This window comes from Pseudomonas imperatae, from assembly GCF_057128625.1.
Window position 1 is genome coordinate 13,430 of the sequence record NZ_JBSKHP010000007.1, and the last position, 13,859, is coordinate 27,288.

15 protein-coding genes are annotated in these 13,859 nt (G+C 67.0%); 6 read left to right on the forward strand and 9 right to left on the reverse strand.

Annotation, left to right across the window (positions count from 1 at the left end; translation table 11 throughout):
• Positions 1 to 139 precede the first annotated feature (139 nt).
• Positions 140 to 964, forward strand: a complete 825-nt coding sequence (gene ttcA, locus ACWKWX_RS10495) for a tRNA 2-thiocytidine(32) synthetase TtcA (RefSeq protein ID WP_027977162.1) — start codon at positions 140 to 142, stop codon at positions 962 to 964.
• 69 nt (positions 965 to 1,033) lie between these two features.
• Here the strand turns inward: ttcA and ACWKWX_RS10500 are convergent, their stop codons facing one another.
• Genes ACWKWX_RS10500 through arsC form a run of 5 tightly spaced genes read right to left on the reverse strand, consistent with a single transcriptional unit; the run spans position 1,034 to position 3,919 of the window.
• On the reverse strand, positions 1,034 to 1,867 hold the full coding sequence (locus ACWKWX_RS10500) for an SMP-30/gluconolactonase/LRE family protein (protein WP_483827744.1): 834 nt from the start codon (positions 1,865 to 1,867) through the stop codon (positions 1,034 to 1,036).
• A gap of 15 nt (positions 1,868 to 1,882) precedes the next feature.
• Positions 1,883 to 2,554, reverse strand: coding sequence for a DNA-3-methyladenine glycosylase I (locus tag ACWKWX_RS10505; protein ID WP_416426423.1), 672 nt, complete (start codon positions 2,552 to 2,554; stop codon positions 1,883 to 1,885).
• Positions 2,555 to 2,971 carry a DUF2069 domain-containing protein gene (locus ACWKWX_RS10510; RefSeq protein ID WP_416426421.1) on the reverse strand — a complete coding sequence of 139 codons (417 nt, stop codon included), beginning with the start codon at positions 2,969 to 2,971 and terminating at the stop codon, positions 2,555 to 2,557. It abuts the gene before it with no gap.
• On the reverse strand, positions 2,964 to 3,569 hold the full coding sequence (wrbA, locus tag ACWKWX_RS10515) for an NAD(P)H:quinone oxidoreductase (RefSeq protein ID WP_416426419.1): 606 nt from the start codon (positions 3,567 to 3,569) through the stop codon (positions 2,964 to 2,966). Before wrbA ends, ACWKWX_RS10510 begins: the two co-directional genes overlap by 8 nt.
• Positions 3,566 to 3,919: an arsenate reductase (glutaredoxin) gene (arsC, locus tag ACWKWX_RS10520; protein ID WP_416426417.1), complete on the reverse strand. Its 354-nt coding sequence runs from the start codon at positions 3,917 to 3,919 to the stop codon at positions 3,566 to 3,568. Before arsC ends, wrbA begins: the two co-directional genes overlap by 4 nt.
• A gap of 104 nt (positions 3,920 to 4,023) precedes the next feature.
• Between arsC and ACWKWX_RS10525 the strand changes: the two genes are divergently transcribed.
• Entirely contained in the window at positions 4,024 to 4,479 is a 456-nt protein-coding gene (locus ACWKWX_RS10525; RefSeq protein ID WP_416426415.1) for a TlpA disulfide reductase family protein, read from the forward strand.
• 88 nt (positions 4,480 to 4,567) lie between these two features.
• On the opposite strand, the gene ACWKWX_RS10530 is transcribed toward ACWKWX_RS10525, so the two are convergent.
• The 4 genes from ACWKWX_RS10530 to ACWKWX_RS10545 are packed head-to-tail and all read right to left on the reverse strand — an operon-like array spanning position 4,568 to position 9,220.
• Entirely contained in the window at positions 4,568 to 4,942 is a 375-nt protein-coding gene (locus ACWKWX_RS10530) for an META domain-containing protein (protein WP_416427454.1), read from the reverse strand.
• Between the two features lie 23 nt (positions 4,943 to 4,965).
• On the reverse strand, positions 4,966 to 5,403 hold the full coding sequence (locus tag ACWKWX_RS10535) for a hypothetical protein (protein ID WP_416426413.1): 438 nt from the start codon (positions 5,401 to 5,403) through the stop codon (positions 4,966 to 4,968).
• A 42-nt stretch (positions 5,404 to 5,445) separates the two neighbouring features.
• Positions 5,446 to 6,435: a 2-hydroxyacid dehydrogenase gene (locus ACWKWX_RS10540; RefSeq protein WP_473004229.1), complete on the reverse strand. Its 990-nt coding sequence runs from the start codon at positions 6,433 to 6,435 to the stop codon at positions 5,446 to 5,448.
• A 25-nt stretch (positions 6,436 to 6,460) separates the two neighbouring features.
• A complete protein-coding gene (locus ACWKWX_RS10545) occupies positions 6,461 to 9,220 on the reverse strand; it encodes a response regulator (protein ID WP_483827745.1) in 2,760 nt (919 codons plus the stop codon).
• A gap of 157 nt (positions 9,221 to 9,377) precedes the next feature.
• Between ACWKWX_RS10545 and ACWKWX_RS10550 the strand changes: the two genes are divergently transcribed.
• From ACWKWX_RS10550 to rlmD, 4 genes are all read left to right on the forward strand, one after another.
• Complete coding sequence (locus tag ACWKWX_RS10550; RefSeq protein ID WP_416426408.1) at positions 9,378 to 10,097, forward strand: response regulator transcription factor; 720 nt, start codon at positions 9,378 to 9,380, stop codon at positions 10,095 to 10,097.
• A 1-nt stretch (position 10,098) separates the two neighbouring features.
• On the forward strand, positions 10,099 to 11,454 hold the full coding sequence (locus ACWKWX_RS10555) for a histidine kinase sensor domain-containing protein (protein ID WP_483827746.1): 1,356 nt from the start codon (positions 10,099 to 10,101) through the stop codon (positions 11,452 to 11,454).
• Positions 11,455 to 11,534: 80 nt separating this feature from the next.
• The gene (gene cysM / locus ACWKWX_RS10560; RefSeq protein ID WP_416426405.1) at positions 11,535 to 12,437 is read left to right on the forward strand and encodes a cysteine synthase CysM; all 903 of its coding nucleotides are present in this window, start codon (positions 11,535 to 11,537) and stop codon (positions 12,435 to 12,437) included.
• A complete protein-coding gene (gene rlmD / locus ACWKWX_RS10565; RefSeq protein WP_416426403.1) occupies positions 12,437 to 13,819 on the forward strand; it encodes a 23S rRNA (uracil(1939)-C(5))-methyltransferase RlmD in 1,383 nt (460 codons plus the stop codon). The genes cysM and rlmD overlap by 1 nt, the downstream gene beginning before the upstream one ends.
• The last annotated feature ends 40 nt before the right edge of the window (positions 13,820 to 13,859 follow it).

Genomic DNA, 13,859 nt, shown 5'->3' on the forward strand with positions numbered 1-13,859 from the left:
CGCGCTGTAGGGGCGGGCTGTAATGACTTTGCAGTATTTGCCTGGGCGGGTGGGTGAGTTGACCAGATACCGTACCCCCGCGCCGTCTTTACAGGTAAAATGCCCGGCTTTTCGTCTCACCACGCGGATTTCAAGCGCCATGGGCACCCTTTCGGTCAACCAGAACAAACTGCAGAAACGCCTTCGCCGGCTGGCGGGCGAAGCCGTCGCCGACTACAACATGATCGAGGACGGTGACAAGGTCATGGTCTGCCTGTCGGGCGGCAAGGACAGCTACACCATGCTCGACGTGCTGCTGCACCTGCAGAAGGTTGCGCCGATCAAGTTCGACATCGTCGCCGTGAACATGGACCAGAAGCAGCCTGGCTTCCCCGAGCACGTGCTGCCGGCCTACCTCAAAGAGCTGGGCGTGGAATACCACATCGTCGAGAAAGACACCTACTCGGTGGTGAAGGAGCTGATTCCGGAAGGCAAGACCACCTGCTCGCTGTGCTCGCGCCTGCGCCGTGGCACCCTGTACACCTTCGCGGACGAGATCGGCGCCACCAAGATGGCCCTGGGGCACCACCGCGACGACATCGTCGAGACCTTCTTCCTGAACATGTTCTTCAACGGCAGCATGAAGGCCATGCCCCCCAAGCTGCGCGCCGACGACGGCCGCAACGTGGTGATCCGCCCGCTGGCGTACTGCAACGAGAAGGACATCCAGGCGTATTCGGACCTGAAGCAGTTCCCGATCATCCCGTGCAACCTGTGCGGCTCCCAGGAGAACCTGCAGCGCCAGGTGGTCAAGGACATGCTGGTGGAGTGGGAGCGCAAGCACCCGGGGCGCACCGAGAGCATCTTCCGCGGCCTGCAGAACGTGGTGCCGTCGCAGCTCGCGGACCGCAACCTGTTCGACTTCGTCAACCTGGCGATCGACGAAAGCGCGCCTTCGCGCGTGTTGAACGTGTTGAATATCTGAGGTTGCTGGACGCGGCCTTCGGCCGCTGCTACACACCCTGTAGCAGCGGCCACAGGCCGCGTCCCGCCGCTACTCCGCCTTAAGCTCGATCACCCGATTACGCCCACCCTCAGCCAGTAGATACGTATTGTCGCCCGTAGGCAGCAACTCCTGCGGCGCCCGCAGGTGCGACAGGATCACCTGCAGCTTGCCATCCGGCGTGCGCAGCCACAGCCGCGCCAGGTGCGTCTGGTCTTCCACTATCCATAGCCCGCGCTTGTCGCACAGGATGAACGTGGGGTTGGTGATGCCGGCCACGTACACCGGGTCCTTGCCCGATTCGTCGAACTGGCGGATCACGCCTTCCTTCTTCACCGTGTACAGCAGCTTGCCACCGGGGCAGAGCTCCACCGACTCGGTCTGCGCCAGCTTGTCGCGCAGCACGGTCAGCGAGCCGTCGGCGGCGTCGTAGCGCATCAGCCGGCCGTCGTCGTGGCGGTCCTCGATGGCGTACAGCTTGTCGCCGTCGGCCTTCAGGCCCTGCACGTCGCGGCCCATGAACAGCTGGGTGACCTTGCCGTCCTTGAGCAACTGCACTGGCTTGTTGTCGAACTCCTGGCTGAAGGCGTGGCCACCCAGGAAGGGTGCCAGGCCGTCGGGCTTGGTCAGGCCGTCGACAATCACCGTGCGGGTGCCGTCCGGGGCGATACTGCTCAGGCGGCCCTTGTCGTCACGCAGTTCCTCGGTGACCAACACGTTGGCGCCGTCCAGGCCCAGGCCCGCGGCCTTCTCGACCTTGTCGTAGACCAGGCGCGTGCTCCAGCCGGAGGCGGCCTGCACCGGCCAGTAATGCTGCCAGCCCAGAAAACCCAGTGCCCCGACAACGGGGACGGCGGCCAGCAACAACAGCGGTTTGAGTTTCATCAGCGTTCCATGCGGTTAGTGATTGACGGTGTAGGCCAGCATTGCCGACAGCTGGCACATGGGGCGCCCGCTCTCGGCCTGCCATTGGTTGAACACTTCCTGGACCTTGGCCTGGTCGCGCTTGCTGCTGGGCACCTTGTCGACGATGCCCTGGGCGTTGAGCGCGGCCACCACGTCCCAGGTGGGGATGAAGGTGTCCTTGCCCACCATGCGCAGGAAGCGTGGCGCCGACAGGCCGCCCATCTGGTTGCCGTGCTTGGCCAGGTACTGCCACAGGCCGGTGATGTCGGTCACTGGCCAGTCGGCGATGAAGTCGCCGAAGCTCTTGTGTTCGTGCTCGATGTCGAGGATCAGCTGGGCGTTGCGCGGCACGCTCTTGAGCTTGCCCAGGTGGCGGATGATGCGCGTGTCCTGCATCAGCCGCTCCAGGTGCTCGGCGCCCATCAGCACCACTTTCTCCGGGTCGAAGCCGAAGAACACCTGCTCGAAGGCCGGCCACTTGGCGTCCACCAGGCTGTGCTTGAGGCCGGCACGGAACACCCGCAGGGCCATGGTCGACAGGTAGCGGTCAGCGGGGATTTTGCGCAGTTGTGCCGGGGTTTTCGCGTCGGGGAGATGGTCTTGCAGTGCCTGCGCCGAGCCGAAGCGGTTAAGGCAGTATTCGTGTAGCCACTTGTAGTCCTGCATTCACACCAGGCCCTCTCCGGCCAGTTTCCGATTCAATTGAAAGCGCCAGCGCACGTACAGCAGGGCGCTGGTGAACACCGCCAGGCTGGCGGCCATTTCCAGCAGGCCGAACAGTTGGCGGTTGGGGTCGAAGGCGGCCAGGGCGCCCTTGATGAAGTACAGGTTGACCGCAAAGCAGGTCCACGAATGCCCGCGTGGGCTGCCCAGCAGCATGCCCGGGGTGAGCAGCAACAGCGGCACCAGCTCGATCAGCAGGATGACCCAGGGCCGTGCGCCGTGCAGGTCGGCCACCAGCAGGTAGTAGCCGCACAGCAGCGCGATGAAACCCAGGAAGCAGCCAAGGCTGGCCCAGCGCGCGGCCCGCACCCGCGGTTGCAACCAGTCGACGCCGGGCAGCACCCTGGCGCGTTTAGCCACGCGCCGGCTCCAGTTTCTGGGCGATGCCGCCCAGGCGCTGGCCCAGGGCGCGGCACAGGGCAATCTCGTGCTCGTCCAGGGCGCGCTTGCTGTCCGCCCCGGCGTGGTGGCTGGCGCCGTAGGGCGTGCCGCCGCCGCGGGTGTCCAGCAGTGCAGATTCGCTGTAGGGAATGCCGCTGATCAGCATGCCGTGGTGCAGCAACGGCATCATCATCGACAGCAGGGTGGTTTCCTGGCCGCCGTGCAGGCTGGCGGTGGAGGTGAACACCGAGGCCGGCTTGCCCACCAGGGCGCCGCTCAGCCACAGGCTGCTGGTGCCGTCCAGGTAGTACTTGAGCGGCGCCGCCATGTTGCCGTAGCGGGTAGGGCTGCCCATGGCCAGGCCGGCGCAGTTTTTCAAGTCGTCGATGCTGGCGTAGGGCGCGCCGTGCTCGGGAATGCTGGGGCCGCTGGCCTCGTGGTCGGCAGACACCGGCGGCACGGTGCGCAGGCGCGCCTCGATGCCGCTCAGCTCCACGCCGCGGGCGATATGCTTGGCCATCTGCGCCGTGGCGCCGCCACGGCTGTAGTACAACACCAGGATGTACGGCTGGGTCACGACAGGATCTCCAGCACTTTCTCCGGTGGGCGGCCGATGGCGGCCTTGTCGCCGGCGATCAGGATGGGCCGTTCGATCAGGCGCGGGTGCTGCACCATGGCCGCGATCAACTGGTCTTCGCCCAGGGTGGCGTCGGCCAGGTTCAGGGCCTTGTATTCGTCTTCGCCGGTGCGCAGCAGGGCCCGTGCGTGCAGGCCCAGCTTGGCCAGTACGGCCTTGAGGGCGGCGGCGTCAGGCGGGGTTTCCAGGTATTTCACCACGTTGGGTTCCAGGCCGCGGGCCTGCAGCAGTTCCAGCGCGGCACGGGACTTGGAGCAGCGCGGGTTGTGATAAAGCGTCAGGTCGGTCATTTGCGGTCGCACCTTGAGTCAAGTGGGGGCTATTCTAACCCTGTGGCGGGCAGTGTCTAACCGCTCGCCACCTTTTTGGCAGCACTTTAAGGAAGGTAGCAATCATGGCATGGCGTGTGGCGGTGTGTCTGGCCCTGGTGTTGTTGAGCGGGTGCGGGGCGGACTACGGGGTGGACCAGAACGGCAAGCTGGTCAAGGCGCGGCAGTTGCAGGATCAGTGGCTGGTGGTGAATTACTGGGCGGACTGGTGCGGCCCGTGCCGCAGCGAGGTGCCACAGCTCAACGCCCTGGCCGAGCAGCTCAAGGGCAAGGGTGTGGCGGTGCTGGGGGTGAACTTCGACGGCCTGCACGGCGATGACCTGAAGAAGGCCGCCCAGGAGCTGGGCATCACCTTCACGGTGCTGGCCGACGACCCGGCGCCGCGTTTCGACCTGCCGCAGAATGACGCGCTGCCCATCACCTACATCATCGATGCCAAGGGCAAGGTGCGCGAGCAGTTGGTGGGGGAGCAGACGGCGGCGGGGATCAGCGAGAAGCTGGCGAAGTTGAAGAGTTCGTGAGGGCGCCGGACGCGGCCTTTGTGGGAGCTGGCTTGCCAGCGAGCTTTTAAGGCCTCAACAGCTCGCTGGCAAGCCAGCTCCCACAAGGTCAGCCTTCGTCAGGCCACAGGCGCAGCGGCTTGCCTTCTTCGGGCCAGAGGCGAATCTGGCCTTCCTTGGACACGCTCCAGCGCTGCACGCCACCCAGGGCCTGCAGGAAGCGCTGTTCCTGCTCCATGGTGGCCGGGTCGCACAGGCGGCGCGTGCTGCCCACCGCACCAAACGTCAGGTGGTGATGCGACAGCGTGTAGGGCGCGAACCAGTGGTTGCAGCCGGCGTTGCCGTAGGCGCGGCCGTCTTCGCCCAGGGTCAGGCTGATGTGGCTGTAGTCCATCAGCGGCTTGTCGCCGATCCACTCCAGGGTGTATGCCTGTTCCTGTTGCAGCTTGGGCCCGGACGCGCAGCCCGCGAGGGTGGCGGTCATTGCCGCCAGCAGCAGGGCTTGTTTCACGGGCGCGGCTCCTGGCATTTGCGGCACAGGTGCTTGTCGCCCTCGGTGCTCCAGCCCAGCTCGGCGATGCGCGCCGTGGCGGCAGGCTTCTGCGCCTTGGTGCCCAGCTTGGCGTCGACCGCGAATTCGAACTCGAGGTCCGCTGCACAGGCGTCGCACTGCACGTGCCACTGATGAATGGCCAGCTCGCCGAACACCGGGCCACGGGCCACGGCTACCCATTGCCCGGGCGGGTTGATCAGGTGGCGGACTTTTTCGATGGTCAGGCGCATGGACAGGGTCTTGCTGCCCTTGAGGGTCACCAACAGAACGTCGTCGTTGTGAATCGAACCACCGTTGCCGGTGACCTGATAACGGCCTGGCGCCAGGGCGCGGCATTCAATCAGGGTGTGGTGCGGGTTGAGCAGGCTGTAGCGAAAATCGTGTTCGACCATGGGTCCTCCAAATCTGCGCGACATGCTAGCACGGGCGGCGGGTCAAGCCTCGACCAGATTCTGCGGGCAACCACGCCCCCAGTCGGAAATATTGGCCAGGGTGGTGCTGGCGATGGCGGCCAGGGCCTCGCGGGTCAGGAACGCCTGGTGCGCGGTGATAATCACGTTGGGGAAAGTCAGCAGCCGGGCCAGCACGTCGTCCTGCAGGGGCAGGTCAGAGCGGTCCTCGAAGAATAGCTGGGCTTCCTCTTCATACACGTCCAGGCCCAGGTAGCCCAGTTGGCCGCTTTTCAGCGCGTCGATCAGCGCCGGGGTGTCCACCAGCGCGCCACGGCCGGTGTTGATGAGCATGGCGCCGGGCTGCAGGGTCGCCAGGCTGTGGGCGTTGATCAGGTGCTGGGTGGCGGGCGTGAGCGGGCAGTGCAGGCTGATTATCTGCGCCTGCGCCAGCACCTCGTCCAGCGGCAGGTAGCGCGCGCCCAGGGCCAGCACCGCGTCGTTGGGGTAGGGGTCGTAGGCCAGCAGCTGGCAGCCGAAGCCGTGCATGATGCGCGCGAAGGCGGCGCCGATCTGGCCGGTGCCGACCACGCCCACGGTCTTGCCCACCAGGTCGAAGCCGGTCAGGCCGTGCAGGGTGAAGTCGCCGTCGCGGGTGCGGTTGTAGGCGCGGTGCAGGTGGCGGTTCAGCGCCAGGATCAGCGCCACGGCGTGCTCGGCCACGGCGTGGGGCGAATAGGCCGGCACGCGCACCACGGCCAGGCCCAGGCGCCGGGCGCAAGCCAGGTCCACGTGGTTGTAGCCGGCCGAGCGCAGGGCAATCAGCCGCGTGCCGCCGGCGGCCAGTTGCTCCAGCACCGCGGCGCCGAGGTCATCGTTGATGAACGCGCACACCACCTCGAAGCCGGCGGCCAGCGGCGCGGTGTCCGGGGTCAGGCGCGCCGGCTGGAAGTGCAGGTCGATATCGAGGTCGCGAGGCACGGCCAGGAAGCTGTCCTGGTCGTAGTGCTGGCTGCTGAACAGGAGGGTGCGCATGGTCGGGCTTCCTTGGGGGCAGTAGCTACACGGCGATTCGGGCGTGCTCGGCCAGGCGCAGGATGGCGGCATCCAGCTCATCCAGTGCGTCCTGCGCCTCGCTGTCGTTCTGCTTGAGCAGCGTCTCGCTGCGCTGGCAGGCCGCGCGCAGTTGCGGCACGCCGCAGTAGCGGGTGGCGCCGTGCAGGCGGTGCACGCGTTCGATGGTCAGGGTGTGGTCGGCGTCCTTGCGGGCGGCCTGGATGGCCTGACGCTCTTCTTCCAGCGAGGCCAGCAACATGGCCAGCATGTCGGCGGCCAGGTCTTCCTTGCCGGCGGCCAGGCGCAGGCCTTCGTCGGGGTCGAGCACGTGCAGCACGTCGTCTTCCTGCACCCATTCGCCGCGCTCGCTGGTGCGCGTGCGCAGCACCAGGCCGGTCCACTTGAGCACCACCTGGGCCAGCTGGCGGTCGCTGATCGGCTTGGTCAGGTAGTCGTCCATGCCGCTTTGCAGCAGGGCGCGTTTCTCGTTGGCCATGGCGTGGGCGGTGAGCGCCACGATGGGTAGCGCCGGCCCCGGCTGCGCGGCTTCCCACAGGCGGATTTTCTCGGTGGTCTCGCGGCCGTCCATGCCCGGCATCTGCACGTCCATCAGCACCAGGTCGAAGCGCTCCTCTTGCACCGCGCGCACGGCGCTGGCGCCGTTGTCCACGGCCAGCACCTCGGCGCCCAGGTCTTCGAGCAGGGTTTGCACCAGCAGCAGGTTGGCCGGGTTGTCGTCCACGCACAGCACCCGTGGGGCGCGGTTGATCAGCGGTTCGCTGCCGTCGGGGCTGTCGTGGCGCAGGCGCTTGGGGTTGATCAGGTCGCTGAGGCCGCGGCGCAGCTTGCGCGTGCAGGCCGGCTTGGGCTGCAGTTGGCTGTGCGGGTTGGGCACGGCAGGGTGGAACAGCGTCTGCTCGGTGGTGGGGCAAAGTACCAGCACCCGGCAGCCGGATTTCTCCACGTCGCGCACCTGCTGGGCCAGGCGGTCGGGGCCGACGTCGTAGCTGGTCAGGCCCAGCACGGCCAGGTCGATGGGCTGGCCGGCCAGGTGCGCGGCGTCGGCGGCGGTGATCAGTTTTTCCACCGAGGGGAAGGTCACCACGTTCAGGCCCAGGTCTTCCAGCTGGTGCTGCAAGGCCTGGCGCGCCAGCTCGTGCTGTTCGACCACGGCGATGCTGCGGCCGTTGAGCGGCTCGCCGGGCAGGTCCTCGGCGTCGTCGCGGGCCTTGGGCAGGCGCAGGCTGATCCAGAACTCCGAGCCTTCGCCGGGGGTGCTGTCGACGCCGATCTCGCCGCCCATCTGTTCGATCAGGCGCTTGGAAATCACCAGGCCCAGGCCGGTGCCGCCGGGCTGGCGGCTGAGGGAGTTGTCGGCCTGGCTGAAGGCCTGGAACAGGGTGCGCACGTCCTGGCTGGACAGGCCGATGCCGGTGTCCTTGACGCTGATGCGCAGCTGCACGCCGTCGTCGCTTTCATCCTCCAGCATGGCGCGGGCGACGATGGTGCCTTCGCGGGTGAACTTGATGGCATTGCTCACCAGGTTCGTGAGGATCTGCTTGAGCCGCAGCGGGTCGCCGATCAGCGAGATGGGGGTGTCGCGGTACACCAGGCTCACCAACTCCAGCTGCTTGGCGTGGGCGGCGGGGGCGAGGATGGTGAGGGTGTCCTGCAGCAGGTCGCGCAGGTTGAACGGAATGCTGTCGAGCACCAGCTTGCCGGCCTCGATCTTGGAGAAGTCGAGGATCTCGTTGATGATGCCGAGCAGGCTGTCTGCCGACTTCTCGATGGTGCCCAGGTAGTCCAGCTGGCGCGGCGTGAGGTCGCTTTTCTGCAGCAGGTGGGTGAAGCCCAGGATGCCATTGAGCGGGGTGCGAATCTCGTGGCTCATGTTGGCCAGGAACTCGGACTTGATGCGGCTGGCCTCCAGGGCCTCCTTGCGCGCCAGGTCCAGCTCGATGTTCTGGATCTCGATGGTCTCCAGGTTCTGGCGCACGTCTTCGGTGGCCTGGTCGACGCTGTGCTGCAGTTCTTCCTGGGCGCCTTGCAGGGTCTCGGCCATGCGGTTGATGCCGGCGGCCAACTCGTCCAGTTCGTGGCTGCCCAGCGCCGGCAAGCGTGCTTCCAGGTTGCCGTCCTTGAGCTGCACCACGGTCTGCTTGATCTGGCTGATGGGGCCGTTGATGCCGCGGCTCATGCGCATGGCCAGCAGGCCGGTGGCCAAAAGCCCGCCGGCAATCAGCATGAGGCTGGCGAACAGGCCGCGGTACACCCGCAGCAACGTGCCGTCGTGGGACAGCTCCAGCTCCACCCAGCCCAGCAGCAGGTCGGCCTCGCTGGGTACCACTTCCCCGGCCAGGTCGCGATGGTGGCCGAACACCGGTAGCAGGTAGCGGGTGGCGTCGTTGCCGCTGCGCAGCAGCAGGTGGGTGCTGTTGCCGATGGGCACCGGGTTGAGCATGCTCGGCCCGGCGTGGGCCAGGGGCGTGTGGTCGGCGGCGAGGAACGACACCGCGCGCACATCGGCCTGTTCCAGCGCCTGGGCGGCGATGCGCTCCAGCAGCGGCGAGTCGTTGCGGGCCATGCCGCGGGCCACCAGCGGCGCCAGCTGCTCGGCAATCATCTGCCCGCGGCGCAGCAACTGCGCCTGCAGTTCGGCCTGCTGCATCCAGCTGAAATAGCCGCCCAGCAGCACCGCCATCAAGGTGGCGGGCAGCAGCGCCAGCAACAGCACGCGGCCGCGGATCCCGAGTCGTTTCAGCACGCCTGTTTCTCCCTTCAGGGCCGTGGTGGTTTACCCGGGGAAAATACCTCGATAGCGCCACTTATGCACTTCATACCTGCCGTTGTGTCGGGCAATGGTTGCCTAGAAGATGAAACATCCTGAATAATTAGTTATTGATAATCACTTCTAGATGCCAATGAATCCTGCAATCAGTTGTGTCGGCCACATCCTCGCCATCGAAGACGACCCGGTGCTGGGCGCCTACGTGCACGAGGAACTGGGCCGCTGCGGGTTCCAGGTGACCTGGTGCCAGAACGGCAGCGACGGCCTGGCCCTGGCCCGCGGCGAAGGCTTCGACGTGGTGTTGATGGACATCCTGCTGCCGGGCATGAACGGCCTGGACGTGCTGCAGCACCTGCGCGAGCACTCGGCCACGCCGGTGATCCTGATGTCGGCGCTGGGCGCCGAGGCGGACCGCATCACCGGCTTCCGCCGTGGCGCCGACGACTACCTGCCCAAGCCGTTCAGCGTCGACGAGTTGCAGGCGCGGGTAGAGGCCATCCTGCGCCGCGTGGCCCTGGAGCGGCGGCGCAGCCAGGTGCCCCAGCGCAGCGAGGGCGACGGCCTGCACTTCCACGACACGCTGTTCGACGTGACGTTCGGCGATAAGGCCGCCGGCCTCACCCGCAGCGAATTCCGCCTGCTGGACACGCTCAACCGCAGCGCCGACGAGGTGCTGACCAAGGCCTTCCTCTACCAGCACGTGCTGCAGCGCGGCTACGCCCAGCACGACCGCAGCCTGGACATGCACATCAGCCAGATCCGCCGCAAGCTCAAGGCCGTGGGCTACCTGGCGCGCCAGGTGCGCACCGTGTGGGGCAAAGGCTACGTGTTCACCGCCAACGAGGACGTCTGAGGTGCCGGGGCGTCAGTCGCTGTTCTGGAAACTGGTGGTGCTGCTGGTCGCCTTCTGCCTGCTGATGATCTGGCTGAGCTGGTCGTGGGGGCGCTACATGGAGACCCAGAACGCCTTCCTCTCCCGCGACGCCAAGGCGCTGCTGGCCGACTACGCCGAAGACGCCGAGCGGGCCTGGGAGCAGGGCGGCAGCGCCGGGGTGGATGCCTGGCTGGCGACCATGGCCCGGCGCGAGAAGGGCTGGATGGGCGTGATCGGCCACGACCTGCAGCCGCTGGGCAGCCAGCCCCTGACCGACGCCCAGGCCCAGCGCATGACCTTTCTGCGCGGCCTGGACTGGCCCGTGAGCCGGCGCAGCATGGGCCTGCCGTGGCTGCGCGTGCCGTTTCCCGGCAACCCCCGCGCCGGCAGCCTGGTGATCGAGTTGCCCGAACGGCTGATGCCCGGCCGCTACGCGCTGATGTGGCACCTGACCATCACCGGCATCATCCCCGGGGTGTTCACCTTTCTGTTGTGCGTGGGCCTGTACCGCCTGCTGATCGCGCCGTTGAACCGCCTGCGCGAACAGGCCAACGCCTGGCGCGCCGACCCGCTGCAAGGGCGCCTGAACGCCCAGGCCACCAGCCGTGCCGATGAGCTGGGCGAGCTGGGGCGCGCCTTCGACCACATGGCCGAGCGCCTGCAAAGCACCGTGGCCCTGCAACGCCAGCTGCTGCGCGACCTGTCCCATGAACTGCGCACGCCCCTGAGCCGCCTGCGGGTGGCCGGCGACAGCGAACAGGACTGCGCGCGCCTGCGCGACCGGGTGCAGCGCGAGGTGCAGGGCATGCAGCGGCTGGTGGACGACACCCTGCAACTGGCCTGGCTGGACACCGAGCGCAACGCCCCGGCCCTGGAACCCATCCAGGTGCAGGCACTGTGGGACATGCTGGCCGAGAACGCCTGCTACGAGAGCGGCTGGCCCAGCAGCCAGCTGCACTGCGCGGTGAGCGCCGACTGCTGGGTGCAGGGCAACCTCAACGCCCTGGCCCAGGCGCTGGAGAACATCCTGCGCAACGCCATCCGCCATTCGCCGCCGCGCGGCGTGGTCAGCCTGCACGGGCGCCGCGAAGGCGACCAATGGCTGCTGTGGTTGGACGACCAGGGCGGCGGCGTGGCCGAGCGTGATCTGGAGCGCATCTTCCACCCCTTCATTCGGCTGGACGGCTCGCGCCCCGGCGACGGTGGCTTCGGCCTCGGGTTGAGCATCGCGCGCAATGCCCTGGCCCGCCAGGGTGGGGCGATGTGGGCGCAAAACACCGGCGTGGGCCTGCGCCTGAACCTGCGCGTGCCGGCTGCTTATAGTTCAATGGAATAAGCCGCGCACTTTGCGTGATATGGCCTTGGGGCGTTTGCCGGTATGATAGGCGCCCCCGCAGTCCGGATTGCGAAGACGCCATGACCCTGCAGTACCCAACCATCGCCGATTGCGTCGGCAACACGCCGCTGGTGCGCTTGCAGCGCCTGGCCGGCGAGACCAGCAACATTCTCTTGCTCAAGCTCGAAGGCAACAACCCGGCAGGTTCGGTGAAAGACCGCCCGGCGCTGTCGATGATCAGCCGTGCCGAAGCGCGTGGCCAGATCCAGCCCGGTGACACCCTGATCGAGGCCACCTCCGGCAACACCGGCATCGCCCTGGCCATGGCGGCAGCGATCAAGGGCTACAAGATGATCCTGATCATGCCCGACAACTCCACTGCCGAACGCAAGGCGGCCATGACCGCCTACGGCGCCGAGTTGATCCTGGTGACCCGTGAGCAGGGCATGGAAGGCGCCCGCGACCTGGCCGAGCGCATGCAGGCCGAAGGCCGCGGCAAGGTGCTGGACCAGTTCGCCAACGGCGACAACCCCGAGGCCCACTACGTGAGCACCGGCCCGGAGATCTGGCGGCAGACCAACGGCACCATCACCCATTTCGTCAGCTCCATGGGCACCACCGGCACCATCATGGGCACTTCGCGCTACCTCAAGGAGCAGAACCCCAACGTGCAGATCGTCGGCCTGCAGCCGATGGAAGGCTCGGCCATCCCTGGCATCCGTCGCTGGCCCACCGAATACCTGCCGAAAATCTACCAGGCCGACCGCGTCGACCGTATCGTCGACATGGCCCAGGCCGAAGCCGAGGACGTCACTCGCCGCCTGGCGCGCGAGGAAGGCATCTTCTGCGGCGTGTCCTCGGGCGGTGCCGTGGCGGCCATGCTGCGCCTGTCCCGGGAAGTGGAAAACGCCACCATCGTCGCGATCATCTGCGACCGCGGCGACCGCTACCTGTCCAGCGGCATTTTCGATGCGACCAACTGATGGCTAAGAAGAACGTCGGCCTGCGCTTCCAGCCCACGGGCGGGCAGCGCGCCGTGCAGGTCCCTACCGGCAAGAAACAGCGCCTGGACATCGAGCGCCTGAGCAACGATGGCCGCGGCATCGCCTTCCTCGAAGGCCGCACCTGGTTCGTGCTGGGCGCCCTGGCGGGCGAGCAGGTGGAAGCCCGGGTGCTCAACGCCCACGGCAAGGTGGTGGAAGCACGCACCGAAAAGGTGCTCAAGGCCAGCGCCATGCGCCGCCCCGCATCCTGCAAGCATGCCGACCGCTGCGGCGGTTGCAGTGTGCAGCACGTGCCCCGCGAAGAGCAGCTGGCGCTGAAACAGCGCATGCTCGCCGAGCACCTGCAGCGTGCGGGCAATATCGCCCCGCTGCAGTGGGACGCGCCCCTCACCGGGCCCGAATTCGCCTACCGCCGCCGTGCCCGCGTGGCCGTGCGCTGGGACATCAAGGCGCGCAAGCTCGACGTCGGCTTCCGCGCCGCCGCCAGCCAGGACATCGTCGCCATCGATGAGTGCCCGGTGCTGGTACAGCCCTTGCAACCGATCATGAGCGGCCTGCCCGCGGCGCTGGCCGGCTTGAACAAACCCCAGGCCATCGGCCATGTGGAACTGTTCGCCGGCACCGCGCTGTGCGTGCTGGTGCGTCATACCGCAGCGTTGCCCGACGCCGACCTGCAAGCCCTGCTGGCGTTCTGCGCCCAGCACGGCGCGCAGCTGTGGCTGCAAGGCGAAGGCGCGCCGCAACCGGTGGATACCAATGCCACGCTGGGTTTTGCCCTGGCGCCGTGGGACCTGACCCTGGCATACCGCCCGGGCGATTTCGTGCAGGTGAACGAAGGGGTCAATACCGCGATGATCGAACAGGCTTTGGCCTGGCTCGAGCCGCAACCCCAGGAGCGCGTGCTGGATCTATTCTGTGGTTTGGGCAACTTCGCCTTGCCGCTGGCCACACGGGTGGCCGAGGTGGTGGCGGTGGAAGGCGTGCAGGCCATGGTGGACCGCGCGCAGGCCAACGCCCAGAGCAACAAGCTGGATAACGTGAAGGTTTTTCAGGCCGATCTGTCCCAGCCGCTGGCTGGCGCCGACTGGGCCGCCGGGGGCTTTTCTGCGGTACTCTTGGACCCACCGCGCGACGGTGCGTTCGAGGTGGTCAGGAACCTGCCGGCATTGGGTGCCAAGCGATTGGTGTATGTGTCCTGCAACCCGGCAACTTTGGCTCGCGACGCGGTCGAATTGATCAAGCAGGGCTACCGGTTAAAACGTGCCGCAATCCTCGACATGTTCCCCCAGACAGCGCATGTCGAGGCGATGGCGTTATTTGAAGCGGACCAGGACGGTCCGTCTAATCCGACTGGTGCTTGAAAGCAAGTCCTTCGCCGGCCCAGCGAAGGTCAAAGCCAGC

Excerpts from the sequence above, each read along its gene's own strand:
- ACWKWX_RS10540 (WP_473004229.1), bottom strand. The coding sequence starts at position 6,435 with ATGCGCACCCTCCTGTTCAGCAGCCAGCACTACGACCAGGACAGCTTC.
- ACWKWX_RS10535 (WP_416426413.1), bottom strand. The coding sequence starts at position 5,403 with ATGGTCGAACACGATTTTCGCTACAGCCTGCTCAACCCGCACCACACC.
- cysM (WP_416426405.1), top strand. The coding sequence starts at position 11,535 with ATGACCCTGCAGTACCCAACCATCGCCGATTGCGTCGGCAACACGCCG.
- ACWKWX_RS10530 (WP_416427454.1), bottom strand. The coding sequence starts at position 4,942 with ATGACCGCCACCCTCGCGGGCTGCGCGTCCGGGCCCAAGCTGCAACAG.
- ACWKWX_RS10505 (WP_416426423.1), bottom strand. The coding sequence starts at position 2,554 with ATGCAGGACTACAAGTGGCTACACGAATACTGCCTTAACCGCTTCGGC.
- ACWKWX_RS10525 (WP_416426415.1), top strand. The coding sequence starts at position 4,024 with ATGGCATGGCGTGTGGCGGTGTGTCTGGCCCTGGTGTTGTTGAGCGGG.
- rlmD (WP_416426403.1), top strand. The coding sequence starts at position 12,437 with ATGGCTAAGAAGAACGTCGGCCTGCGCTTCCAGCCCACGGGCGGGCAG.
- ACWKWX_RS10550 (WP_416426408.1), top strand. The coding sequence starts at position 9,378 with ATGAATCCTGCAATCAGTTGTGTCGGCCACATCCTCGCCATCGAAGAC.
- ttcA (WP_027977162.1), top strand. The coding sequence starts at position 140 with ATGGGCACCCTTTCGGTCAACCAGAACAAACTGCAGAAACGCCTTCGC.
- ACWKWX_RS10500 (WP_483827744.1), bottom strand. The coding sequence starts at position 1,867 with ATGAAACTCAAACCGCTGTTGTTGCTGGCCGCCGTCCCCGTTGTCGGG.
- arsC (WP_416426417.1), bottom strand. The coding sequence starts at position 3,919 with ATGACCGACCTGACGCTTTATCACAACCCGCGCTGCTCCAAGTCCCGT.